Here is a 25,263-nt window from a genome sequence, read left to right as displayed (position 1 = left end):
GTGTGGCGTCCTCAGTCGACTTGCGTGGCTGCTCAGTGGGTATTGCGGTCGTGGCCGCTGCCGGGCTGGTCGCCGTAGCCTGCGAAGCTGGAGGCCCCTTCTTCGGCGCCACCGACCAGGGAGCGCATCCCGGAGAATAGCTCACGGCCCAGGCCATGGTGGTAGCTGTCACGGGAGATGCCTTCGGCCTCACGAGCCTGCCATTCGCCTTCCTCGACCAGGGCTTCCAGCGTGCCGGCGTTGGCATCCAGACGAACGACATCGCCTTCGCGCAGTCGTGCCAGCGGGCCACCGTCCAGCGCTTCCGGGGTCATGTGGATGGCGGCCGGCACCTTGCCGGAGGCGCCGGACATGCGGCCATCCGTCACCAGCGCGACCTTGAAACCGCGGTCCTGCAGGATACCGAGATAGGGCGTCAGCTTGTGCAGTTCCGGCATGCCGTTGGCGCGCGGACCCTGATAGCGGACCACGGCCACCATGTCCTGTTCCAGTTCGCCGGCCTCGAAGGCGGCCTTGAGCTCGTCCTGATCGCTGAACAGCTTCACGGGGGCTTCGACGAGGCGGTGCTCTTCCTTGACGGCGGAGACCTTGATCACGCCACGCCCCAGATTGCCTTCGAGCACGGTCAGGCCGCCTGTCGGCGCGAACGGATTGGCGACCGGACGCAGCACGTCCTCATCGAGGCTGTCGGTGGGGCCATCCTTCCAGACCAGCTTGCCGTTCTCGAGGAAGGGCTCACGCACGTAGCCGGCCAGGGTGCCGCCGTCCTGGGTGGTGATGTCGTGCAGCAGTCCCGCCTTGAGCAGCTCGCGAATCAGGAAGCTCATGCCACCGGCTGCCTGGAAGTGGTTGATGTCAGCCTGACCGTTGGGATAGATGCGCGTCAGGCTGGGGACCACGGCGGAAAGCTCGGTGAAGTCATCCCAGGTGATGGTCACGCCTGCCGCACCCGCCATCGCGACCAGATGCAGGGTGTGGTTGGTGGAGCCGCCGGAGGCCAGCAGGCCGACCATGGCGTTGACGATGGCGCGAGCGTCGATCTGGCGATAGAAGGGACGATAGTCGCCGCCGACTTCGCTGTTGCGGATGGTCTGCTCGGCAGCGTGACGGGTCAGGGCGTCGCGCAGCGGGGTGCCCGGATTGACGAAGGAGGCGCCCGGCAGGTGCAGGCCCATCAATTCGATCATCAGCTGGTTGGAGTTGGCGGTGCCATAGAAGGTGCAGGTGCCCGGGCTGTGGTAGGAGGCGGACTCGGCTTCCAGCAGCGCGTCGCGGCCCACCTTGCCTTCGGCGAACAGCTGACGTACCCGCGCCTTCTCGTTGTTGGGCAGGCCGGAGGGCATCGGGCCCGCGGGCACGAACAGGCTCGGCAGGTGACCGAAGCGCGCCGCGGCGATGAACAGGCCCGGCACGATCTTGTCGCAGACACCCAGGAACAGGGCGCCGTCGAACATGTTGTGTGACAGGCCGATGGCGGCGGCCATGGCGATCAGGTCGCGGGAGAACAACGACAGTTCCATGCCCGGCTGTCCCTGGGTCACGCCATCACACATCGCGGGTACGCCGCCGGCGAACTGGGCCGTGGACCCCATCGCCTGCACCGCTTCCTTGATGATGCGCGGGTAATCCTCGAATGGCTGGTGCGCGGACAACATGTCGTTATATGACGAAATAATGCCGAGGTTGGCCGAGTTCATCAGCTTGAGGCGATTCTTGTCGGTCTCACCGCAGGCAGCGAAGCCGTGCGCCAGGTTGCCGCAGGAGAGTTCGGAACGATGGACGCCACGGCGTTGCTGGCTTTCCATCAGTTGCTCATAGGCAGCACGACGTTCGCTGGAGCGATCAATGATGCGCTGAGTCACGCGCTCGACGGTCGGATTGACGGACATGCTCTTACCTCATGGGTCAGGCGGCGCAGGGCGCCGAGGCTGGCGAAGAAATGGGGGCTTCCCGTGCATCGGGCGTGCCTGTCTAGGGCGACGCTAGCCAGTGACGGCGGCACTGTAAAGTCTGGAGTCTCGGTCATCCTGCCGAGAGCAGGCTACAGTAGCGCGTCACGTTGCTCAGGAAACGCATTTGTTCGAAATATTCGGTAAACTTAACAAAAAAACTGCTTGAAGACTGGACGACTTTCGGCCAAATTAACGTAAAAGCGTGTAGGATACTTTCATGAGCCACGTTGGTCTGCCCGGGATGCGCCAAGTCTTCCCGAGCAGTGAAGCCATGTGCCAACCTGCACCTGCCATACGCCACAGGAGTTGAGTCATGACATTACGCGTCGCCATCAACGGTTTTGGTCGCATCGGTCGCAACGTGCTGCGTGCGCTGTATGAAGGCCAATACAATGATCGCATTCAGGTCGTTGCCATCAACGATCTGGGTGATCCGAAGCTCAACGCTCATCTGTTGAGCCGCGACACCGTGCATGGTCGTTTCGCCGAGACGGTCTCTCATGACGAAGAGAACCTGTTCGTCGGTGAAGACAAGATTCGTATCCTGGCGGAACGCGATCCGGCCAAACTGCCGTGGTCCAGCCTGAATGTTGACCTGGTGATGGAATGCACGGGTCTGTTCACCAAGCGTGCCGCTGCCGCCAAGCATATCGAAGCCGGTGCCAAGCGTGTGCTGATCTCCGCGCCGAGCGGTGATGCCGATGCCACCATCGTGTTCGGTGTCAACGAAGACACGCTGAAGGCAGAGCATCAGGTCGTGTCCAACGCGTCCTGCACCACCAACTGCCTGGCACCGGTCGCCAAGGCGCTGAACGACGAAGTCGGCATCGAGAACGGTCTGATGACCACCATCCATGCCTACACCAACGATCAGAACCTGTCGGATGTCTACCACTCCGACCCGTACCGTGCCCGCAGTGCCACGCACTCCATGATTCCGACCAAGACCGGTGCCGCGGCAGCCGTGGGCCTGGTGCTGCCGGAACTCAATGGCAAGCTGGACGGTCTGGCGATTCGCGTGCCGGTGATCAATGTCTCGCTGGTCGATCTGACCTTCACGGCCTCTCGCGATACCTCCATCGAAGAGATCAATGCCATCGTGACCAAGGCTGCCGAAGGCTCCAGCGTGCTGGCCGTCAACGAGCTGCCGCTGGTGTCCATCGACTTCAACCACGATGCGCATTCCTCCACCTTCGACAGCAACCACACTCGCGTCAGCGAAGGGCGTCTGGTCAAGGTCATGGCGTGGTACGACAACGAATGGGGCTTCTCCAATCGCATGCTCGACACCGCACTGGCCATGCAGGCCGCCAAGTAAGATGACTCAAGGCCTCGCCTGAGGTTCCCTGAAGAGGCCATCTCTTCAGGCTGGCACAGGTGAGGTCTCAGAATTCGGAGCCCTGTCAGAGACTCGACAGGCTCCCCCAGGTGAGGACGAGTGGCCCGAGGATTCTCGCGTCGCGCTCAGGCTCCACGGACAAGGCAATGTCACTCGTCCCCTCTCAATCGTATGTCGGTCAGGGTTGGCGCCAAGACCGGCTTCGATGCTGCTCGGAATGACATCGCGTCATCCACTCTTTGAACCTCCCAGTCATGGGAGGTTTTTTTTCGCCTGAATCTCGAGATGAGGGCTTGCCTCGCGATGCTCGTCCTCCAGGCATTCGTGTCTTCGTTTGGCATCATTCGCGTGGGGCATGAGAGACAGAGATTACAAAGATGGCGACACTCTCTGAAGTTGGTCGGCATAACGTGCGGTGAAAAGTGTCGAATGGCAGGCAATGTGCCGCTTTCTTGTGGGTGGTGTCGGTGTGATTAGCGAAACTATGAACATGTGTTACACTTTGCTCTTGACATGCGCCGTGTACGTCGCTCGTGAGCGCGGGTGGCATGTCAGATCATGCAGGCACGCTTTCGTCCTGCGAATGTTCATGTACTGGGGCAATGCAGGGAAGGTATTGCCACACTGCCGCTGTTCTCGGCAGATCTCTTGACTTCCAAAGCAGGCTGTCTCAGATGCACGATGCCATTCGCGAAGCCCACGAACTGATCGGTGCGACGCTGCGCGACCCCGGGACACAACGTCAGGGACGCGTGGTCGGCATGGATCTCGGGCGTGAGCAGCCGGCCATCTATGTTCTCTGGCAGGAGAGTGCCGCCGCAGAGCGCATTGACATGACGCCGGATGACTTTCGTTCATTGCTGGAGCACTCCCGCGCCCGTGGTGGTGAGCGGCAGGAAACTGCCACGCGACGTCACGCTACCGGCGCGGCGCAGAGGCGAGCCAAGGCGCCCTCTGCGTCGAGCCGAGTGCGCAAGGATGTCGCCCGCGATGGTGCCCCGCATGACACGGTCAGCGAGCCGGATACCCTGCAGGCTGATGCCATGGTCGGTGCACGTACCGCACAAGGCTAGCACCTTCCGCTCTGACCCCTTCACGCCCGACCCGGACTCTGTTCCGGGTCGGGCGTTTTCGTGCTGCCCATCGAGATTGTCAGTCCGGAGGCGGCATGGGCCTGCCTGCCCTTGACGGTGACGTGCCCTCCAGCGTTGGCGTGACGCACTGGTCTTGCGCGGGGTGATGACGCACTCTGAGGGGCGACGTCTGACCCAAAGGGGAGTCTCACATTGCTGGAATCGTTCTCAGATGCCCGCCTGCTGCACCATTACCATGCCGTCGCAGGGGATGTCCTGTTCATGTTGAGCGCGGACGGCCAGCGCTTCCTTACCCTGAATCCTGCAGTGGAGCGTCTGCTCGGGTATGGCGAGCGCGACTTCCTCAAGCATCCCGAACTGTGGTTCTCCCTGATCGTGGCGGCAGATCGTCAGCGAGTCAGAGACTTCCGGGCCTCCGGTGCTCCTGCCGGGTCGATGACCTATCGCATCAGGGATCGCAGTGGACACGGCGTGCTGGTGGAGGAAACACTCTGGCGCTCCGGCGTGAATCACCCGGTCTGCGGTCGAGTCGTCGATATCTCCCTACGAGAACAGGCACTTGCCCACGAGCGACAGCAGCTTCAGGCATATCGCATGATGCTGATGCGCAGCAGAGACCCCATGGCCATGCTGGAGGTGAGAGGAACCTCCCTGTACCTGCATGAGGCGAATCCGGCATGGCACCTCTACCATGACGCCGCCATGGCACATGCGGGACAGACCCTGGAGCGGGTGTATCACTCCCACGTCATGCATTGTCTGGAAGGAGCCGGGACCTTGCAGTGTGACGTCAGCCTGAGCTTGCCACGTGGCGATTGTCGTCTTTCCGTCCAGCTGGTGAATCTGGGCCGGACGCAGCAAGGAGACTCGCCTCGAGTCGCCGTGATGGTGCGTGACATCAGCGCGACTCACCACCGGTTGGAGCAGGCGGTCAATCAACGTCAGCGGTTGATGACTCAGCTCAATGACACCCCGGGGGTGCGCTATTGTGCGCGAGGCCCCTGGCCACTGGAGGAGCTGCAATCCATCTCCTCCGGCGTCGAGATGCTGGCGGGCCTGTCGCGGGACCTGCTGCTGGCCAGCCCGCGAATCTGGCAGTCACGCATCTGCGAGGATGACCTGGCGGAATGTCAGGCACGCTTTCAGGAGGCCGTCGACTCGCGCAGTGCCAGCGTCAGCCTGCGTTACTCCTTCCGCCATGTGGATGGCCGCCAATGCTATCTGCAGGATGACATGCACCTCTACTATGCGGCCGGAGGCGCCGTCAGAGAGGTGTTGGGGCAACTGAGTGACATCAGTGAAAGCGAGGCTCACCGACGCCAGCTGGAGTATCTGATACAGCAGATGCCGGGCATGGTGTTTCAATGCCGGCTCAGCCGGGAGGATGAGTTCACCTATACCTATCTATCGCCGGTCGCCCATCAACTGCTGGGAGAGGAAGTTGACGCGACACTTGAGGATGCCTCGCGCTTCCTGTCGCATCTCAATGACCAGGAGCGGCAAAGACTGCTTGAATCGGCACGCGCCAGTGCCGAAACCCAGTCGCCCTGGGAGCCGGATATCTACTATGAGCATCCAGATGGGGAAACCCGGCGGCTGGCCTGCGTGGCCTTGCCCCAACCGATGGACCCCATCGATGGCAGCGTGACATGGAATGGTTACTGTGACGACATCACGGCGCGCCATCACATCGAGCGGGCGCTGCGTCAGAGCGAGGAGCGCTATCGATTCATTCTCGATTCCGTCAGCGACATGGTCAGCATTGAAGGCAGTGACGGGATCTGTCAGTACATCAGTCCATCCGTCGAGAGGCTTTGCGGGTTTGGCGTGAATGACATCGAGGGCAGCGAGATCAAGCTGCTGATTCATCCGGATGACAGAGACCGCGTCGCCAGGAAGGTCCATCGTTCCGCCTGTCTTGGAGAGGTCTTTCGTGTCGACTTCCGAATTCTCCACAAGCAGGGCCATACGCTGTGGTTCGAATCCATCTCCACGCCCTCGATGGACCCCAAGACCGGCCGCTATCTCCGGATTCTGTCGGTCTCGCGCAATATCAATGAACGCAAGCTGATCGAACAGCGGCGCGAGCATGAAGCCATGACGGACGCGATGACCGGTGCCATGACCCGCAGCTGCTTCCTGTCCATGCTGGATACGTTGCTGGTATCCGCCTCGCGGGACCAGATTGCCCTGGTCCTGTTCGATGTGGATCACTTCAAGCGGGTCAATGACAGCTTCGGTCATGCCGCCGGGGACCAGTTGTTGAGTGGGTTGGGCGGCATCTGTCAGCAGCAATTGCGGCGCAATGACTATTTCGGGCGATTGGGGGGCGAGGAATTCGGCATCTTGCTGGCTGATGCCGGGGTCGCCACCGCTGTCGGCATGGCAGAGCGTCTGCGTCAGAAGATTGCCGGCATGACCTTCGCGTTCATGCAGCAGGAGCTGCTGTGTACCGTGAGTCTCGGCGTCGCCACGCCGCTGCCCGGGGAGAGCCGTGACGACTTCCTGCATCGTGCTGACATGGCGCTTTACAGTGCCAAGCGGAGTGGTCGTAACCGGGTGGTAGTGGCATCAAGCTCGGTGAGCGAGGACAATCGGGAGGAAGGGATGTGACCGCGACACGACAGTGGGCACGTTCCATCATTCTGTACTCTGTCAATCTGCACAAGGAGTGGGCGATGCGTATGTTACGTGGCTGGTGCGCCGGAAGTCTGTTGTTTGCACAATCGGTGCTGTCCGCGGGGCAGGCATTGGCGGCCGATGATGGCACCCTCGTCGACCGCCTCGAAGGACCGCAGGTCGTCACCGAGGTCGTGACCTATCGTGCCAATGGTGAGGAGCATGTCGGGCTGATCGCGCGTGATGCCAAGGCCAAGGGACGTCGTCCCGGCATACTGCTGGTCCATGAGTGGTGGGGGCTCAACAGTTATGCTCGCAAGCGCGCGGAGCAGCTGGCGGGGCTCGGCTATGTCGTGATGGCGGTAGACATGTACGGTGAAGGCCGCACGGCGGAGCATCCCGAGGATGCCAAGGCCTTCTCGTCGGCGGTGATGAGTGACTGGCCGAAGGCCGAATCCAGCTTCAATTCGGCGCTGGCGGTGCTGCGTTCTCGCCCCGAGGTGGATGGTGACCGCCTTGCGGCCATCGGCTATTGCTTCGGGGGAGGTGTCGTGTTGAACATGGCGCTTTCCGGCGCTCCGCTCAAGGCTGTCGTCAGCTTCCACGGCAGCCCTGGAATCGCCGTCGAGAATCCCGAGCCCTTCGCCGGACGCGTCGTGATCCAGAATGGCGAGGCGGATTCTCTGGTATCGCAGCAAGGATTGGACACGCTGCTGTCTACCTTTGAATCCCTCGGTACGCGGACGACCCTGATCCAGTATCCGGGGGCGAAGCATGCGTTCACCAATCCGGAGTCGGATGCCAAGGCCGCCAGGTACGACCTCCCGCTCGGCTATGATGCGTCGGCGGATGCTGCCTCCTGGCAGGTCATGCTCAATCTGTTCAATGGCGTGTTCAAGTCACCGAAGACCCAGCCGCAGACATGAGCAGGTTGTCGTGACGCCGAATGCGTGACCTACATGAAGAAGCCCGTTCAGGCATCATCCTGAACGGGCTTCTTCATGTAGGGGTGACGGTGTCAGGGGCGAGCGCGTCAGTCTGCCGTCTGATCCAGCTCCTTGAGCGAGAGCACCTGATGCGCGAGACGGATCATGTCCGGATCACCCGTATGCTTGCTGGACACATCCGACAGCTTGATCACCGGCACCCAATCCTGACCCTCGGGCCGGGCTTCCGTCATCTTGATGACCATGTTCATCGGCTGGGGGCCGACGTCATTGGTGAAGTTGGTGCCGATCCCGAACGACATGCCGATACGACCGGCACAGTAGCGCACGATACGGTCAACCTTGTCGGTATCCAGACCATCCGAGAAGATGATCGTCTTGGTCTTGGGATCAATGCCCAGCGACTCATAGTGGCGAATGGTCGCTTCGGCAAACTCGATGGGATCACCGCTGTCGTGCCGTACCCCATCAAACAGCTTGGCGAACTTCTTGTCGAAGCTTCTGAAGAAGGCACGACTGGTAAAGGTATCTGAAAGCGCGATCCCCAGATCACCCCGGTAGACCTTCACCCAGTTTTCCAGCGCCAGGATGTTGGCCATCTTGAACCCGAAGCGCGCTGCATGAAACATGAACCACTCATGAGCATGCGTCCCGATGGGCTTGGTGCCATGACGCTGGGCCATGTGGACATTGCTGGTACCGATGAAGCAGCCACGGCCCTGTTCCTTGAGGGCGGCCACTACCTGATCATGGACCGCATAGGAATGGCGACGACGCGTCCCGAACTCGGCGACACGTACCCCCAGACGCTTGTAGTGCTCGATCTTGGTCAGCGTACTGTCACGCACGCTCTTGTCGCTGTCACGCTGATCGCCACCAAGGCGGTACCAGAGCTCACTGATCATCGCCATCAGCGGGACTTCCCACAGGATGGTGCGGTACCAGTAGCCCTCGATATGGACCTCAAGCTCCTCACCCGACTGGGTGATGGTGATTTCCGCGGGATCGAAGCGAAAGCCGGCAAGAAAGTCACGATAGGTGGGGTCGAGGAAGGGGCACTGTTGCTCCAGAAACTCCTTTTCCTCAGCACTCAGCGCCAGGCGTGCCATGTCATCCACGGCCGCGCGCAGTGCTTCGCCGAATCCCGGGGGGAAGGCATGCTGGCCCCGGTTGATGAAGGCGTAACGGGTGCGTGCGTAGGGAAACAGTTTCACCACCGCGTTCTGCATGGTGAACTTGTAGAAATCATTATCGAGAATCGAGTGCAGCATCGAGGCTCGCTCAGGTATGAGGCGGCTCACAGGAGCCGGAATCGCTGGCGGGAGCACACCAGGTGCTCAAGGCGGCAGGGTGTCCCGCTGGCATGAAAATCGGGGGCAGGCTGAAGGAGGGTCATCCTGCGTCAGCTGCTGAATGCCATGATACCGAACATGGTGAGCATCATGCCGCCGAACATCAGCAGACCCGCCAATGACAACGCGATGAGCAGGTAGCCCAGTATGAGGCCGGCCAGCGCCCAGCTATCGCCGGCATCACCGCGCTGGCGGATCTGTCGGCGGGCGAGATGACCGCAGACGATGCCACCCAATGCCGCGGGTGCCAGCAGACAGCCCAGCACGCTCAGGGCAAAGGAGGCCAGTGCCATGGCATTGGTCTCGGCGCGGGTTTCCTGCGCAGAGGGAGTGGTGGGACGCTCGGTAGCCGTCGCCGTATCGCGCGTGGGCTCAGGCTTGTCGGCGGGAGGCGATGTATCAGTCATGGCAGTCTCATTGTCTTGCATCATGGCGACACACTAGCATGTCCTGGGGCAGGCGGCATATCGGCCGGGCGGCAGAGTGGGCATCTTCAGAGGAGAGCAGGGTGAGCGAGCACCGGGAAGCAGGGCATCAGGAGAGTGATGCGTCGCGAAGGCAGATCGGGACTGAGGCCACTGACAGACGTGGCGCGAACTGGCAGCTGGACGTGCTCTCGTCGATCAGCGCTGTCACGCCCGCAGAATGGGATGCGCTGGCGGGAAAAGAGTATCCCTTTCTGCAACATGCCTATCTTCGTGCACTGGAAGACAGCGGCGCGGCCTGCGCGTCTACGGGCTGGTACCCGGCGCACTTGCTGGTGCGTGACGAGTCAGGACGGCTTGTCGCCGGCTTGCTGCGCTATCTCAAGCTGCACTCGCGGGGCGAGTATGTCTTTGACCAGCAATGGGCCGAGGCGCTGGAGCAGGCCGGTGGGCGTTATTATCCCAAGCAGCTGTCGGCAGTTCCCTTCACGCCGAGCGCTGGTCCGCGGCTGGTCCTGGCCTCATCGGAGACGGGAGGCCCTTCCCGCCGAGCGCTGCTTGCCTGGTTGTGGCCCAGGCTTCAGGCCGGCGTGGCACCCGCCGTCGACGCAGGCGGGCCCTTGCGACGCTTTGAGCACAGTGGCTTTCATCTGTTGTTCGCGGATCTTGACGAGTGCCGCGACTGGCAAGCCATCAGTCCGCAGCTGATGCTGCGTGGTGGCATGCAGTATCACTGGCAGTCGCGAGGTGAGCGAGACTTCGATGAGTGGCTGGGCAGTCTGCGCTCCAAGCGACGCAAGGAGATCCGCCGCGAGCGCCGCAAGGTGCTCGAGCAGGGCATCACCCTCGCGCGTCTCAGCGGTGAAGCCATCGGTGAGAGCGATCTCGAAGCTTTCCATCGCTGTTACTGCATGACCTATCTGGAGCGCGGACAACGGCCCTACCTGACACTGGCGTTCTTTCAGCGCTTAAGGCGCAGCATGCCCGAACAGCTGCTGCTGGTGCAGGCGCGTGATGAACATGGCGATCCTGTGGCGGCTGCGTTGTGCCTTGTCGGTGCCGATTGCCTCTATGGGCGCTGGTGGGGCAGTGAAGTGCAGGCGGACTGCCTGCATTTCGAGGTCTGCTATTACCAGGGGCTGGAGTTCTGCCTTGAGCGGGGACTGACGCGCTTTGATCCGGGCACACAGGGTGAGCACAAGATCAGCCGCGGCTTCTCGGCCTATGACACCTGGTCATTGCACTGGCTGGTACATCCCGGACTGCAGTCAGCCGTGGCTGACGCGCTTGAGGAGGAAGCGCGCTGGTTGAGCGGGGCGCGACGCCAGGTGGAGGCGATGCTGCCCTATCATCATCAGCCTGATCTATCCTGAAGGTCTGTCCTGAAGCGCTATCCTGAAGATCTGCCCTGAAGCGCTATCCTGAAGATCTGCCCGGTACCCGTTTCTCCCCTGCTTGTTCCCCCTGGCTGGATGCCCTGACAGGTAGCAGGTGGCAGAGATGGCACTGCGATGACTACACTGAAAACATCTTAATGTTCTAAATTTAGAGGCTCCCATGCTGCTCAAGGATTGTGACTCCAGGGAGTATGACGTTCTGGTACTTGAGGTATTGGCGCAGAATGCCACCTTGAGCACCCAGGAGCGCCAGCAGGTTCTGAGGATGCTGCGAGGCGTTCGAGCGCATCAGGAGCGTCGTCGTTCGCTCGCCCGATTCCTGAACACCCTGTTCGAGTCGCGCGATGACTGGGTCGTGCTGCATGACCTGCGCCTGGAAGGGGATGATGGCGTGATCGAGCTGGATCACGTGTTGATCAATCGCCTCATGCAATTCTGGGTACTGGATGCGTCCTGCTTTGATCTCCCGCTGACGATCTCGCCATTTGGCGAGCTGAGCGCGCACCAGGGCCCCTCTGTCGAGCAAGGCGCTTCCGTCGGGCAGGGCTCATTGGAAGATATCGGGGAGGTCGTTCAGAGCGGTGATGAGTTGCGGTTGACGCCATCACCGCTGCTGGCACTCAAGGAACAGCAGCAGTGCTTTCGCCGCTGGCTGGAGAGCTCAGGTCTCCTGCCTTCCAGACTCGGGATGGTGCTGCAGCCACAATTGACGCATCGGTTGGTCATTGCCGCCGAGGAACAGGTCAGCCGGCCTCCCGAAGATATTCTGGACAGTCGAGCGCTGGTGGACCTGCGCGGGTTGTCCGAAGAATGCCTCAATCTGGGGAGCGGGGCGGCCTCCGTCGCCCGCATGCGTGATTTCACCCACCGGATCGACCCGCGTCGTCTGAGGCGTCTCGGTCGTGCCATCCTGGCGCAGCATGGCCCATCACGGGTCGACTGGGCGTCGCGACTCGGCTTGTCAGAACATGCCACCATGGCCATCCATCCCGATGAGCAGACGGCCTACGCCTGGGTACCACCCCAGGACCCATCCGCTTCCCCCTCGGTGGCCCCCGTGCGTGATGACGCCATCCCTTCTTCAAGCGGGGATGACGCTCCTCAGGTCACGCCTCGTGAGGAGGGGCCAACACCTTCCGAGACTCGCCGGGCCACTCCTCCAAAGGCCACCTCATCCTCTTTCCAGACACTGATGTCCGGCATGACGCAGACCATGCCCTCGTCCACGTGCCACGGCTTGCAGGCTCAGGACTGGCAGCCTTCAGTTTCTGACGTGAGGCTGCAGGGCGTGTCCTCCGCTGGCGCGAAAGCCTCTGACGTGTCGCACGGCCATCGTGGCATGGCGTCTGGCCATGATGAGATGCAATACCTGCAGCCACGTTGTGATGAGTGTCGTCGCTGGTTGTCCAAGGCCAGTGTGGCGTTATGTCGTAGCGAGGGTCAGCGCGAATTGCTGGGTGACAGGATGTTGTGCCAGCGATGTCGTGCGAGCGACTGAAATCTTCATGTCATTCAGGGGCTTGACGTCTCTGGGCAAGAGGGCAGTCAGCCTGGAAGCAGACTCGCAGGGCAAGGTGGTTGATCAATATTGCGCTCCTGATGTTGCAGTGCAGCAAGAGGTGGCTTATGCTGCACTGCAGCGAGGATGGAACCTGTCGAGAATGCTGGCTTGCAGTGAGATCTCGACCTCATGGCTCACAAGCTTGGTTCAGTCCTGGTAGCCAACGGAGCAAAGCTCCGCTTCATTTTCCGTGTGATGCCAAACCCTGGAGGGTGCCCCATGTTCAACACCAATCTTGAGAAGACCACTCAGCAGTTCGACGACATGTTCTTCGCTCCGCTGCGTGCTTTCAGCGCCCTGAGCCTCGATTACAGCGAGAAGCTGGTCAGCGCTCAGATGGATCTGACCAAGTCCTACGTTGATACCTCCATGGCGCAGGCGCGTTCCATGCTCGAGATCAAGGACAGCGAAGGCCTGAAGAACTTCGTCAAGGAACAGCAGGAGACGGTCAAGTCTCTGGGCGAGAAGCTTCAGAACGACACCCAGAAGGTGGTCGAGCTGAACCAGGAATACGCCAAGAAAGGTCAGGAACTGGCAGAGAACAATGCCAAGTCCGCCTCCGAGGCCATGCAGAAAGTCGCCAAGTAAGCGACTGCTGCTGACGCTCTCAGGCGAGCGTCTACAACGCCCATCCGGTCTTCCGGGTGGGCGTTCGCGCGTCTGGAGTCTTGAATCTGACGACTCGTTGCGGGAGGAGGAAGCGTTGGCACCATCCCCTTGAGCGTCAAGGCAATGATGGCGGTGAGCGGGTAATATCGCAGTGAGCGCGCTGACGCTATCGGTCGGTCTTATCCGGCAGCGCGATCAGGCAGCGTTACCAGGTCATGTCACCGCAAGTGACGGTCATGGATGATCGAGCAAGGCTCCCCGGCGGCATATGCCGGGAGGCATCAACACAAGGAGTGTGTGATGAATTCTGTCAGTGCGGCATTGGCAGCATTAATGGACGCGGTATCCGGCATGAGTGGGCAATTCGGGGAGGGAGTAGCGTCTCATCTGACGTCGACAGCAGGGCTTCAGCGAGAACATGTCGAGACCCGCTATCAAGGGCAGATGATCGATTTCGATACCTTGCAGTGGCGTGTTCTCAATGATTCCGTGTGTGCCAACCAGCGGCAGAATGCCATGGCACATACCCGCTGCAGCCAGGCGGCCAGTGAGATGTTCGCTTCCACCTGTCAGGAAATGACCGCCAATCCTCCGACCCTGCCCTCCCAGCGTTACCACAGTACGCGGCGCATGGCCTGCCATGCGGCGGTCAGCTATCAGCCCAGCATCGGCAATATCCAGTGGGCTGAATCATCAGGTGCCGATCAACTGGCAGAGGCGGAATGCAATGCTGCCACAGCGGCGCTGCTGGGCAGCAGCGACCTTGATGCCATCCAGTATCAGCGCCGGGTCTGTGGCGGACGCTAGCGGCGAGCGTCGCCTTGGGCCACAATGTGCTGCCACGCCGCCGGTGATTGCCGGCGGCATTTATTCGATCAGTGACAGGTGATAGACATGGCACAGGCCACAGCGCGTCATATTCTCGTTTCCAGCGAAGAACAGTGTGCAGCTCTCAAGACCGAAATCGAGAACGGCCGCGATTTCGCTGATGCCGCTCGCGAGCACTCCTCCTGCCCGTCCGGTCGCAGTGGCGGTGACCTGGGCGCCTTCGGCCCGGGCATGATGGTCAAGGAATTCGACGAAGTCGTGTTCAGCGCACCGATCAACACCGTGCAGGGCCCGGTGAAGACCCAGTTCGGTTATCACCTGCTGGAAGTCACCAGCCGCACGTGATCTCTGGATCACGCTCATGACGTGTCATGAGCGGTTGGCAGCAGGCCATTGAAAACGCCCCGACCAGTGATGGTCGGGGCGTTTTTCGTGCGGCTCAGCACGTCAGCCTTTCGTGCGCCAGTCTCTCTTCCTATACCTCCTGATAGAGCTGGCTGCCTTCGCGCTTGAACTTGTCAGCCTGCTCCTGCATGCCGGCCATCACGCTGTCGGCGTCACCGGTCAGGCCGTGTTCGTTGGCGTAGTCGCGGACTTCCTGGGTGATCTTCATCGAGCAGAACTTCGGCCCGCACATGGAGCAGAAGTGGGCGACCTTGGCCGAATCCTTGGGCAGCGTCTCGTCGTGGAAGCTGCGCGCGGTGTCCGGGTCAAGGCCCAGATTGAACTGGTCTTCCCAGCGGAACTCGAAGCGTGCCTTGGAGAGTGCATTGTCACGACGTTGCGCGCCCGGATGCCCCTTGGCCAGATCCGCGGCATGCGCGGCGATCTTGTAGGTGATGATGCCAGTCTTGACGTCGTCCTTGTTGGGCAGGCCCAGGTGCTCCTTGGGGGTCACGTAGCAGAGCATGGCGCAGCCGAACCAGCCGATCATCGCGGCACCGATACCGGAGGTGATGTGGTCGTAGCCCGGGGCGATGTCGGTGGTCAGCGGGCCGAGGGTGTAGAAGGGCGCCTCGTCGCACTCGCTGAGCTGCTTGTCCATGTTCTCCTTGATCAGGTGCATCGGCACGTGACCCGGACCTTCGATCATGACCTGGACATCGTGTTGCCAGGCGATCTTCGTCAGCTCGCCGAGCGTCTCGAGCTCGCCGAACTGGGCGGCGTCATTGGCATCGGCCACCGAGCCCGGGCGCAGGCCATCGCCCAGTGACAGGCTGATGTCGTAGGCCTTGCAGATCTCGCAGATGTCCTCGAAGTGGCGATAGAGGAAGCTTTCCTCGTGATGCGCCAGACACCACTTGGCCATGATGGAGCCACCGCGCGAGACGATGCCGGTCACGCGGCTGGCGGTCAGCGGCACATAGCGCAGCAGGACGCCGGCGTGGATGGTGAAGTAGTCGACGCCTTGCTCGGCCTGCTCGATCAGCGTGTCGCGGAAGATCTCCCAATCAAGATTCTCGGCCACGCCATCGACCTTCTCCAGCGCCTGATAGATCGGTACCGTGCCGATGGGCACGGGAGAGTTGCGCAGAATCCATTCACGGGTCTCGTGGATGTTGGCGCCGGTCGAGAGATCCATCACGGTGTCGGAGCCCCAGCGGATCGCCCAGGTCATCTTGTCGACCTCTTCCTCGATGGAGGAGGTGACCGCCGAGTTGCCCAGGTTGCCGTTGACCTTCACCAGGAAGTTGCGGCCGATGATCATCGGCTCGCTTTCCGGGTGATTGATGTTGGCGGGAATGATGGCGCGGCCGCGTGCGACTTCCTCACGCACGAATTCGGCGGTGATCTCGTCGGGCAGGTTGGCGCCGAAGCTGTGACCCGGGTGCTGGTGGCCCAGAATGCTCTCGACGGAGTCGCTGCCCTGATATTCCTCACGCAGCGCGATACGACGCTGATTCTCACGAATCGCGATGTACTCCATCTCCGGCGTGATGATGCCCTGGCGCGCATAGTGCAGCTGGGTGACATTCTTGCCCGGCAGGGCACGACGCGGGCGGTGGTCCAGCTCGAAACGCAGGGACGACAGGCGCAGGTCGGCCTGGCGCACGCGACCATATTCGCTGCTCAGCTGATTGAGCTGTTCGGTATTGCCGCGCTCCTCGATCCACTTCTCGCGCAGTGGCGCCAGCCCGCGACGAATGTCGATCTCGACCGCCGGGTCGGTGTAGGGGCCGGAGGTGTCGTAGACGACGATCGGCGGATTCTCTTCCAGACCGCTGGAGGTCTGGGTCGGCGAGCAGCCGATCTCGCGCATGGGCACGCGGATGTCCGGGCGAGAGCCTTCGATGTAGATCTTGCGCGAGCCGCTCAGCGGCGCGATGGCGGCGGCGTCGACGCGGGCTTCGCTGGCGAGATGGCGACTGCCATCCTTGCGACCGGCACGTGCGCGCGCCTTCGGCGCAGCCTCAGGCTGGGGGGCGAGCGACGGTTCGGCGGCGTTGGTGGCTTGCGGATCTTGAGTCGTGGGGGTAGTGCTCATGCAGGTCTCCTCAAAGGGCGACGTCACGGCAGACGTCATCATGGGAAGACCGTGCGCAGGGAGAGGATGGCCATCGCCGACTCCTTGCCAACAGGTGGCCCGGGAGCGAGGCGGCCGCGGGCAGCGGCTGACCATCAGCTTGATTCCTACGCCGGTCCTAACCGGTTCAGGTTCCACGGGACCCCTTGCTGGCAGCCTCGCCCATTTGGCGGCGAGGTGATGCATGCAGGATCTCAGCCGGTTCCACCGGCACCCCGTCAAGCGTGCTCAGAATTCAATGCGGGCATGACCTGTGCTGAGCGTTGTGCTGGCCCAGGTCATCGTGCTCGCATTCAGGCTCTGATGGCCTGTGGTGTGTCTGGATGATTGGCGAGAGGACCACGTCCCCAGGCCGATGAAAATCGGTGTGTCTTCCGTTCGCGCAGGCGCGGCCTGTCACGCAAGGGCCTGCCACGGATCAGTCGCGATCAAGGCCCATCTGCCAGAAGTCGATCTCGAGACGTGTCGCATCGCGGAAGACATCGACCAGTTCGCCCAGCCGGCGCTCCGAGACCTCCGAGAGCCGAGCGTCCAGCCATTCACGTTCGGCGTCCACCGCTTCCTTGAACTCATCGCTGGAGTACATCGCGATCCAGTCCGCGTACGGATTGTCCTCGATCTCGGTGGTGTCCTGGTCCAGCAGCCACTCGGCGATCTCGCCGTAGCCGATCAGGCAAGGCGCGAGCGCCACGTGAAGATCGAGAAGATCGCCGCGCTGGCCGCAATCCAGTACGTAACGGGTATAGGCCAGGGTGGCGCGGGATTCCGGCAGCTCACTCAGGTCATCCTCGCTGATGCCCCACTCGCTGCAGTAGCCGATATGCAGGTCGAGCTCGGTATTGAGAATGGTGTCGAGACTGGCCGTGGCCTGACGCAGCTCCGCGAGGGTGCGGCTCTTGTAGGCGGCAAGCGCCCAGGCGCGCGCGAAGTGGATCAGGAACAGGTAGTCCTGCTGCAGGTAATGGCGGAAGGACTCCTCTGGCAGACGACCTTCCCCGAGCTGGCGAACGAAGTCATGCTCGAGATAGTCGCGCCATTCCTCGGCGCAGGCACTGGTCAGGTCTGAAAAGCTGGGCATCGACGCATCCCTCGGTGAGCGTGCTGCCAATCCGTGATGGAGTGGCAAAGGTCTGGCTCGAGCGTGGTCAGGTCCGGCAATCTGCAGGGAAAAAGCGGGGGAGGTGCGGCGTTCACCTGGAAGAGGTGAAGATGATGTGCGGCAACACTTCGCGCTTGATCCCTACGCCGGTACTAACCGGATCAGGTTCGGCGGGATCGTCATACACGCACCTCGATGCAAGGCCTCGAACAGTGCGAATGACATCTCAGCCGGTCTTACCGGCACCCCGTCAAGCTGTGACTCAGGCGTCACGATATCTCGAGTGTAACAGTCCTGCGGTGCAGGAAAAGCCTCTGCCGCCCTAAAACCCATGCGACTTTGGGAGGCCATCTGCGATGCGGAAAGGGCTTCCTGCGATGCGGGAAGCGTGTCATGTGCTGCAGGAAAGATGTCATGCAGGCTGACAGGAGGAGAGGTTCGCCATCAGGGCTGGGAAGTGTCGCCTCAGGCGCACCAGATCGTGAGGCTCATCGACATCCCAGCTGACAGGCAGGCAACCGACGCTTCTGCCTGCCTGAGCCAGCAGTGCAAGAGTCTCCCGGCTCACGTCGGCATGGCTCCAGTGATCCAGCTGGAAGGCCGCCGAGCAGGCTGCTTTCAGGCCAATCAATCCGTATCCCCCGTCTTCGCTGGGCTGCAGCACCGCATCATGGTCATGCAGGCACCGCGCCGCCTCGCGAAGACGTTGACTGTCCAATGCGGGCAGGTCAGAGCCCATCAGCAGCACGGGGCCTGCGGGCAGGTGGCGCAGCATGGCCTGATGCATGCGCTCCCCAAGCCCACCCTGTGGCTGTGCCTCGAGCGTGATTCGCTTGCCATGTGCCGCCATGCTCTCTGCACGCCACTGATCCTCAAGTTCCGTCAGCAGGGCTGCCAGCTCAGGTTGCTGCCGGGCGTGCTCGGGGGAGGGAGTCAGCATCACGACCACCTTGCCGAGGCGTGAGGCGCAGGCCTGCTGAACGATTCTGCGCAGCATGCGCGAGTAGAGGCGTGCCGCCCCCTCGGGACCGAGGGCAGGGATCAGCCGCGTCTTGCATTGTCCGGCCAGTGGCAGGCGGCCGAAGATGATGAGCGTCGGGCGCATGTCATACGCGGCCGTGTCGGTTTCCCTGCCAGCAAGCGAGGCTTCAGGCATGAGGCAAGCCACGCTGTTCGCAGGCCTGAGCGGCGGCACCATATCCATAGAGGCGCGCCAGACGGACAGGAGATACGCCACCCCAGGCTGCCAGGCGCAGCCCCCACATCTTGAGGATGGTGCGACAGACGCCATGGGTTTCCCAGCGTCTTCCACTGGTGGTGACTCTGGCGGAGAGGTTCAGCGGCGAGGTCAGTCGCTTGAGCCTGACGCTCAGCTGGATGTCCTCCATCAGGGGCACGACGGGAAAGCCCTCGATGGCCTCGAAGGTGGAGCGTCGTACGAACTGGGTCTGATCACCTGTGCTGATGCTGGTCAGGCGCGAGCGCAGATTCATCAGCATGGCGATCACGGGCAGCAGCGGAGAATCTCCTTCGATGTCGACATCGAAGCGACCCCAGTCGCACTCGCGATGCTCGGCGAGGGTCTCTGACAGTACCGAGAGGACATGTGCCGGCAGGCGCGTGTCGGCATGCAGGAACAGCAGCCATTGACCACGAGCCTGAGAGGCACCGGCGTTCATCTGCGTTGCCCGGCCCGGATCACTGCTCAGGCAGCGATCGCACAGCGGCGTTGCCAGCTCGCGGGTAGTATCCGTGGAGCCGCCATCGACCACGATGACCTCGCAATCCCCGCTCGCGCGCATTGGGCTCAAGGCGATCAAGGCCGAGACGATACCGGATGCCTCATTGTGGACTGGCATGATGATGCTCAGCCACGGGGGGCGCGTCAGGGCGCTGCCCGAACGGACAGCCCTGGGGGCAGGGCTGGCAACTGGCGAGAAGATGGAGGGCTTTGTCATGGCGCAGGCTCCGGCGATGGCGTCGTCCTGAGAGCATACGCATGTGATCACCCCATGGATGCAGAGCGTCGAGACGCTCGCTCAACGCTTGGGCGAAGAATCAACGCGTGAGCCGCCGTGTCGAGTCAGAGGCGGCTGGAGGTCATTGAGAGAAGGTGATCCGATAGAGTCCTGAGGCTCCGGTATCGCTGGTCAGGTAGAGGCTGCCATTCTTGCCGAATGCTACATCCAGTGGGCGTATCCAGCGCTCGCCGCTGGCGGCATCCTGCAGGCCGGTCAGTACCGGCACTAGGTGTGCTTCAGTGTCTGGCGTCGCCAGCTTGAGGCCCAGCAGGCGAGGCTCACGACGACTGGCGGGGTCTCCCCACGCTTTGCCGGACGGTGCCGTGCCCCAGCTGCCGTGGACTGCCACCACGACATCCATGTCAGCAGCCAATGGATGCCCAGGCGGCACCACCGCGATACCCATCGGCGCACTGCGAGCGGGGATCTCGGCCAGTGGCGGTGCAATCTCGTCACGTTCGCGCGGTGAATCGCTCGTGATGCAATCATCTGCCTGCCAGCGGCCATCGATCCACTGATACCAGGGCATGCCATGGAAGCTGCCTTCGCGGGCAGCGACCACCAGCTCGCGGGGATGCTCGTAGCCCCAGTGGTCCGGTCCGTTGTTGGTGGCCAGCAGGCGCGTCTCTCCTGTCGCCAGTGCCTGCCAGACCAGGCCGACGGGGTTGCGCAGACCACTCGCCCACGCACGCCACTCGGGAGGCTCGCCACTTTCCTCAAGGCGCATCACTCCCCCACGGAGCTGTTGCTGTGGATAGCGAGGCGAGGTGCCTGCCAGATACTGATCGGAGCAGTTGCCCTGGATCCCCAGCGCCAGATACAGGCCATTGTCAGGGCCCAGGCTCAGCGTACGCGAGTTGTGGCCGCCGCCGCCGGGAATCGCGATCACGCGGTGGAAGTCGCTCGGGGCAAGGGAGATCCCGGGATGGTAGTCCGCGACCAGCAGGGCGTCCGTGGTCGCGACATACAGGCGCGCATCGCGGACGACGGCAGAGTGGGGATAGCCTTCCAGCTCGACCAGCACTTCCATGCGCTTGAGGCTGCCATCATCGGCCAGCTGGCCTCGGTAGAGCTTGCCGGCCCGCGAGCCGATCAACACCTCATCGTGAGCGGTGAGGTGCAGCATGCGAGGTGCCTGAATCGATGCCAGCCGAGTCATGCCGGCCCCTGGTGGCAGCCTCAGGGAGGGGGCGTCCTCGGGAACCGAGCTTGCCGCCTGCAATGCCAGAGCCGGGGCATGAGCAGAGGTCTCGCCATCGAGGGTGTCGCTGCTGCTTGCCTCGCTCCAGGCAAGAGACGACGCGCAGAGACAGCCGATGAGTGCCGTCCCCATCAGCTGTCTGATGCTTGCGCATCCACGGATGTCCTGTTGGCGCTTGCTCATGTGCTCCACTGCCTCCCTGGCCTGTCGCGGCTGCCTCGGCAAGTCGACTGGCATCGCTCGCCGCCGTGCAGGAAAGTCTGGAAGCTTGTGCCGGTTTGCGCCAGTGCTGCCCTGTCCCTGGAGAGTCAGGAGCGCTTCGCGTTGCGGCGGCGGTACTTGAGGTGGCGGCGCCAGCCCTTGAGGGAAAGCCAGGAATCGTCCCGGGGATAGAAGCGCTTCTCACGCCAGCCCGGCTGCTCGTCCAGTTCTTCCGGACTCTTGCGCCAGCGCTTGTATTCCCATTGATACTGCGCGGGCGCCAGGGCGATCGCGGCTTCCACTGAGGCATTCACTCCCCGCGCCGAGATGACCTCGTCTTCGGCGTAGACCGCCTCATCCGCCGCAAGGAAGTGGATGGCGAAGCCATGGCCATCTTCCAGGCGTTGAGCGACACCGGTCACCACGCGGGCGTCGGTTCTCGCCACCAGCTTGGGGAGCAGAGTGGCGGTGTAGGCGAGGCGGCCGTAGAAGTCGGCGAAGACACCGCTGCCGCGTCCCGGTTCCTGATCCGGCAGGATGCCGATCGCCTCGGCGCGCTTGAGCGCCTTCAGCAACGCTGCCACGCCGCGGGAGTTGGTAGGCACCAGTCTCGCCCCCATGCGCTCACGCCCGTTGCGAATGATCGGGTCGAGCTGCTCGAACTTGGGCGGCTCGTACATGGCAGTGAAGGGGAAATGGCTCGAGAGCCAGAAATTGAGCACTTCCCAGTTGCCGAAGTGCGGCGCCAGCACGATCACGCCACGTCCCTCGGCACGGGCTTCGTCGAGCAGATTGCGACCGTGCACCTCGAGAATCGAATCGCGCACCGCGTCTTCATCACCCAGCCATACCTTGCCCAGCTCCAGCATGGTGGCGGTGGAGTGGGCGAGGCTCTCGGTCACGAGGCGTGCGCGTGTCTCACGCGGCTGATGAGGGAAGGCCTGGCCAAGATTTCTGCGCGTGACGCGCCGTTCCCGCGGATTGAGCAGTTGCACGAGACGCGCGAGCGGGCGCGCCATCCACCACAGCTGGCGGGTGGTCAGGCCCGAGAGTCGCTGCCATAGCCAGGCGACGGCATTGGCCTTGAGAGGTAAAAGGCGTTGTTCCATGGCCTTTTCAAAACGCTTGAGAGTCTTTTCCATCGTCACACATGAAGTTCCGGTGGTCTGGCGTGAGATACCGCACTGGTCAGAGGGCGAGTCCTGCGCTGCCCGTCGCGCCCCATTGTGCCAGAGGGGCTTACGTCATGCAGGTTCGAGGCATCGGGGGGCACGCAGTGACCTTCGTCGTGTGTGGCATGGGGCGTGCGGCCCGTTTGCTCTGCCAGTATCATGCTGGCATCGGCACATCCGGGATCACGTCGCTGGCGTGGTCCCGAGGCGCTCTGTCAGACAGTCAGACCACGGCACTGCCCGAGCGGTTCTCGTGTGCCGTGCTTTCCAGTAGTGCTTTCCAGTAGTGCTTTCCAGTAGTGCTTTTCGGTAGTGCTTTTCGGTGATGCTTTCCCTGATGCGCTTTCCCTGATGTGCTCGTCCTGTCATGTCTTGTGCCTGTCGTGTCCCTTGCCCTGTGCGGAGCCCTGATGTCATCTTCCCCCATTGCCCCCGAGTCCCCGGCACAGGCATTGCCTGAATCCGACCATCAATGCCCGTTATGCGCGACCCATGGCAGTCAACCGGTGCTGCATCTGGTGCAACGACGCAAGCCATGTCCGCGGACCGGTCAGCGTCCGCCTGCCGACGAGCGTGATTACCTGCGGTGTGGCGAATGCCATCTGCTGTATCTCGCGCCCTCTCAGCGACTGGATGCCCGCGCAGAGCAGGACATCTACGACCAGCATCAGAATGACCCGGCAGATCCGCGCTATCGCACCTTCCTGTCCAGGCTGTTCACGCCGATGTGCGAGCGGCTGGCGGCCGGTGCCAGCGGGCTCGATTTCGGTTGTGGGCCGGGGCCAGCCCTGGCACGGATGTTCGAGGAAGTCGGCCATCCGATGGCATTGCATGATCTGTATTACCACCCGAACCCGGCAGCGCTCGCCCGTCAGCATGATTTCATCGTCAGTACCGAGGTGATCGAGCATCTCTACGCGCCCGGCGATGTCTTCCGTCAGTGGCTTGGGTGTCTCAAACCCGGTGGCCTGCTGGGGATCATGACGCAACCCGCCGCGGATGATCTGGATGCGCTCAAGCGTTGGCACTATCTGCGTGACCCGACCCATGTCTGCCTGTTCAGCCCGAAGACCTTCGCCTGGCTGGCGCGGACCCATGGGCTGGCCTTTGAGCAGGTTGCGAGCGATAGCGTCATCTTCCGCGTTCCGATGTCCTGAAGGGCTCGCGTGGCGGGTGTGGAGTGGGCGATGCCCGCTACCGAGGCATGATCCAGCCGCCCCACGCGCGTGCGCCTGACCGGGCTGGCCGCGAGATTCGGGGCGAGACAATGAACGATGTCGCGAAATGACGTGAAGCTGACGCAAAAACACTTGGATTTGGCGCAGACTGTCACTATATTGCCCGCGCCTTGCGAGATTCCTGCAGGGCGCTTCCCTCTCCCGTAGCTCTCCGCACCTTGCGGCATTGGCCGAACGCAGTCCTGCGCCTGGCCGAGGAACTGGTCATGCCCCGTCATCTGTTGTTGATGTCTCTCGCGCCCTTGCTGGGCCTTGCCTTGCTGGGGATCGGCAATGCCATGCTGACTTCGCTGGTCCCCCTGCGGCTGTCTGCCGCCGGTGTCTCGAGCGAGGCGATCGGCCTGATCAGCTCCGCCTACTATCTGGGGCTTGGACTGGGAGCGCTGGTCAACGACCGCCTGCTGCTGCGCATCGGACACATCCGAGCCTACGCCGGCTTCGCCTCGCTGGTGGCAGTCGCCGCCCTGGCCATGGGACTGGGAGACCATCCCGTGGTGTGGTTCCTGCTGCGCATGATGATCGGCTGGTCGCTGGTCGGCGTCTATCTGGTCATCGAGAGCTGGTTGCTGAGTGCCGCCGACCCTGCCGTACGCGGGCGTCTGCTGGCGCTCTACATGATCGTGCTTTATGGCGCGGGCGTGCTGGGGCAGCTGCTGCTGGGAGTAACCGCCATGCTGAGTCTCGAGGCGGCCTTCATGCTGGTGGCGATGCTGGCGGCGGCGTCCGTATTGCCGCTGGTGCTGCTGCCGCGCGTATCACCGCTGATCGAGCAATCCGAGCCGTTGAGTCCCTGGCGTCTGATTCGCATCACGCCGACCGGCGTGTTCGGCTGCCTGGCTTCGGGGCTGGTGGTGGCAGTGCTCTACAGCCTGCTGCCCTTGGCATTGGGGGAGGGCGGCGTGCTGGACACCGCGGAGATCGGGCAGCGCATGGCGCTGGTGATTCTCGGCGGCATGCTGCTGCAGTATCCCATCGGGCGCTGGTCTGACAGTCATGATCGTCAGCAGGTATTGATCATCCTGTCGGTGGCCATCATCGGGTTCGCCGCCTTGCTGATGGGTCCGGCACGCGAAGGCATCGCGCAGTTGACGGTGTTGTTCCTGCTCGGCGGCGCGGCCTTCACGCTCTATCCGGTCGCGGTCAGCCATGCGGCAGACCGTGCCCCCGCCGGGGCGCTGGTGCGCATGAGTCAGGGATTGTTGCTGATCAATGCCGTGGGCTCGACCCTGTCACCGCCGGCCGTATCACTGCCGATGGCCGAGATGGGCGCCATGCCCGGCATGGCGCTGAGTCTGGCGGTGATGGGCGGTGGCATGCTGGCCTTCTTCGTCTGGCGACGCGTGATGCGTCCGGCGCCGCAGCCGCTGGCTCCCTTCGAGACCCATGCGCCACAGACGCCCCTGGGAACGGAGCTTGCCGTCGGGCCGGAACTGGTCGAGGCCGCCGAGGAGCACCTGCGGGATGCCGAGGTCAATGACCCGCTGGTCGAGGTGACTCGCGAGCTGGCCGTCGACATGCCGGAGCTGATCACCGAGGCGTCCCTGGATAGTCTCGAAGAGATCGAGACTCATGAGGGCGAAAGCCTGCGCCAGGCGCCCCGCCATGGCGAGGCATCCGACGGGCGCAACGTAGATTGAGGCCTTGTGTGAGCGGCATGCCTCACGTGCGTCGCAAGGAGGGGAGA

General features: G+C 62.5%; 20 protein-coding genes and 2 riboswitches. Of the genes, 11 read left to right on the top strand and 9 right to left on the bottom strand.

The window, feature by feature from the left end:
• Positions 1-32: 32 nt before the first annotated feature.
• Positions 33-1,889, bottom strand: coding sequence for a phosphogluconate dehydratase (edd, locus tag HXS65_RS06490; RefSeq protein ID WP_077375147.1), 1,857 nt, complete (start codon positions 1,887-1,889; stop codon positions 33-35).
• A 376-nt stretch (positions 1,890-2,265) separates the two neighbouring features.
• Between edd and gap the strand changes: the two genes are divergently transcribed.
• From gap to HXS65_RS06470, 4 genes are all read left to right on the top strand, one after another.
• Positions 2,266-3,270 carry a type I glyceraldehyde-3-phosphate dehydrogenase gene (gene gap, locus HXS65_RS06485; protein WP_077375144.1) on the top strand — a complete coding sequence of 335 codons (1,005 nt, stop codon included), beginning with the start codon at positions 2,266-2,268 and terminating at the stop codon, positions 3,268-3,270.
• A 695-nt stretch (positions 3,271-3,965) separates the two neighbouring features.
• Positions 3,966-4,364, top strand: coding sequence for a hypothetical protein (locus tag HXS65_RS06480; protein ID WP_176493475.1), 399 nt, complete (start codon positions 3,966-3,968; stop codon positions 4,362-4,364).
• A 213-nt stretch (positions 4,365-4,577) separates the two neighbouring features.
• Positions 4,578-6,998 (top strand): diguanylate cyclase, encoded by a 2,421-nt coding sequence (locus tag HXS65_RS06475; protein WP_176493474.1) that lies wholly within the window; start codon positions 4,578-4,580, stop codon positions 6,996-6,998.
• Between the two features lie 65 nt (positions 6,999-7,063).
• Complete coding sequence (locus HXS65_RS06470; RefSeq protein ID WP_136938791.1) at positions 7,064-7,930, top strand: dienelactone hydrolase family protein; 867 nt, start codon at positions 7,064-7,066, stop codon at positions 7,928-7,930.
• Positions 7,931-8,037: 107 nt separating this feature from the next.
• Here HXS65_RS06470 and pncB read toward each other — a convergent pair whose 3' ends face one another.
• Positions 8,038-9,222 carry a nicotinate phosphoribosyltransferase gene (pncB, locus tag HXS65_RS06465; protein ID WP_084208033.1) on the bottom strand — a complete coding sequence of 395 codons (1,185 nt, stop codon included), beginning with the start codon at positions 9,220-9,222 and terminating at the stop codon, positions 8,038-8,040.
• 131 nt (positions 9,223-9,353) lie between these two features.
• Positions 9,354-9,710, bottom strand: coding sequence for a DUF4190 domain-containing protein (locus HXS65_RS06460; protein ID WP_240499666.1), 357 nt, complete (start codon positions 9,708-9,710; stop codon positions 9,354-9,356).
• 101 nt (positions 9,711-9,811) lie between these two features.
• Between HXS65_RS06460 and HXS65_RS06455 the strand changes: the two genes are divergently transcribed.
• The 5 genes from HXS65_RS06455 (at position 9,812) to HXS65_RS06435 (ending at position 14,468) form a co-directional block, all read left to right on the top strand.
• Entirely contained in the window at positions 9,812-11,101 is a 1,290-nt protein-coding gene (locus tag HXS65_RS06455) for a GNAT family N-acetyltransferase (protein ID WP_255304440.1), read from the top strand.
• Between the two features lie 184 nt (positions 11,102-11,285).
• Entirely contained in the window at positions 11,286-12,623 is a 1,338-nt protein-coding gene (locus tag HXS65_RS06450; protein ID WP_176493472.1) for a nuclease-related domain-containing protein, read from the top strand.
• 282 nt (positions 12,624-12,905) lie between these two features.
• Positions 12,906-13,274 carry a phasin family protein gene (locus HXS65_RS06445; RefSeq protein ID WP_077375127.1) on the top strand — a complete coding sequence of 123 codons (369 nt, stop codon included), beginning with the start codon at positions 12,906-12,908 and terminating at the stop codon, positions 13,272-13,274.
• Between the two features lie 321 nt (positions 13,275-13,595).
• Positions 13,596-14,102, top strand: a complete 507-nt coding sequence (locus HXS65_RS06440; RefSeq protein ID WP_127734635.1) for a hypothetical protein — start codon at positions 13,596-13,598, stop codon at positions 14,100-14,102.
• Between the two features lie 87 nt (positions 14,103-14,189).
• Positions 14,190-14,468, top strand: coding sequence for a peptidylprolyl isomerase (locus tag HXS65_RS06435; RefSeq protein ID WP_043331408.1), 279 nt, complete (start codon positions 14,190-14,192; stop codon positions 14,466-14,468).
• A gap of 130 nt (positions 14,469-14,598) precedes the next feature.
• Here HXS65_RS06435 and thiC read toward each other — a convergent pair whose 3' ends face one another.
• The 6 genes from thiC to HXS65_RS06405 all read right to left on the bottom strand — a co-directional run bounded on the left by thiC (position 14,599) and on the right by HXS65_RS06405 (position 22,311).
• Positions 14,599-16,608, bottom strand: a complete 2,010-nt coding sequence (gene thiC / locus HXS65_RS06430; protein ID WP_176493471.1) for a phosphomethylpyrimidine synthase ThiC — start codon at positions 16,606-16,608, stop codon at positions 14,599-14,601.
• Positions 16,609-16,734: 126 nt separating this feature from the next.
• Positions 16,735-16,875: riboswitch (TPP riboswitch) on the bottom strand.
• Positions 16,876-17,065: 190 nt separating this feature from the next.
• Positions 17,066-17,725, bottom strand: coding sequence for a thiaminase II (gene tenA, locus HXS65_RS06425; RefSeq protein ID WP_136938787.1), 660 nt, complete (start codon positions 17,723-17,725; stop codon positions 17,066-17,068).
• 142 nt (positions 17,726-17,867) lie between these two features.
• Positions 17,868-18,006, bottom strand: a riboswitch (TPP riboswitch).
• Positions 18,007-18,158: 152 nt separating this feature from the next.
• Positions 18,159-18,851, bottom strand: a complete 693-nt coding sequence (locus HXS65_RS06420) for a TIGR04282 family arsenosugar biosynthesis glycosyltransferase (RefSeq protein ID WP_176493470.1) — start codon at positions 18,849-18,851, stop codon at positions 18,159-18,161.
• A gap of 43 nt (positions 18,852-18,894) precedes the next feature.
• Positions 18,895-19,605, bottom strand: coding sequence for a TIGR04283 family arsenosugar biosynthesis glycosyltransferase (locus tag HXS65_RS06415; RefSeq protein WP_255304439.1), 711 nt, complete (start codon positions 19,603-19,605; stop codon positions 18,895-18,897).
• A 241-nt stretch (positions 19,606-19,846) separates the two neighbouring features.
• Entirely contained in the window at positions 19,847-21,151 is a 1,305-nt protein-coding gene (locus HXS65_RS06410) for a sorbosone dehydrogenase family protein (protein ID WP_176493468.1), read from the bottom strand.
• 125 nt (positions 21,152-21,276) lie between these two features.
• A complete protein-coding gene (locus tag HXS65_RS06405; RefSeq protein ID WP_255304438.1) occupies positions 21,277-22,311 on the bottom strand; it encodes a lysophospholipid acyltransferase family protein in 1,035 nt (344 codons plus the stop codon).
• Positions 22,312-22,751: 440 nt separating this feature from the next.
• Here HXS65_RS06405 and HXS65_RS06400 point away from each other — a divergent pair, with 440 nt between their 5' ends.
• Both HXS65_RS06400 and HXS65_RS06395 read left to right on the top strand, forming a co-directional pair.
• Positions 22,752-23,498 (top strand): class I SAM-dependent methyltransferase, encoded by a 747-nt coding sequence (locus tag HXS65_RS06400; protein ID WP_176493467.1) that lies wholly within the window; start codon positions 22,752-22,754, stop codon positions 23,496-23,498.
• 287 nt (positions 23,499-23,785) lie between these two features.
• Positions 23,786-25,216: an MFS transporter gene (locus tag HXS65_RS06395; RefSeq protein ID WP_176493466.1), complete on the top strand. Its 1,431-nt coding sequence runs from the start codon at positions 23,786-23,788 to the stop codon at positions 25,214-25,216.
• Positions 25,217-25,263 lie beyond the last annotated feature (47 nt).

It is taken from the genome of Cobetia sp. 5-25-4-2 (genome assembly GCF_013374075.1).
Classification (GTDB): Bacteria; Pseudomonadota; Gammaproteobacteria; order Pseudomonadales; family Halomonadaceae; genus Cobetia; species Cobetia marina.
The sequence above is the reverse complement of the archived record's forward strand: the minus strand, read 5'-3'. Positions and strand labels throughout refer to the sequence as shown.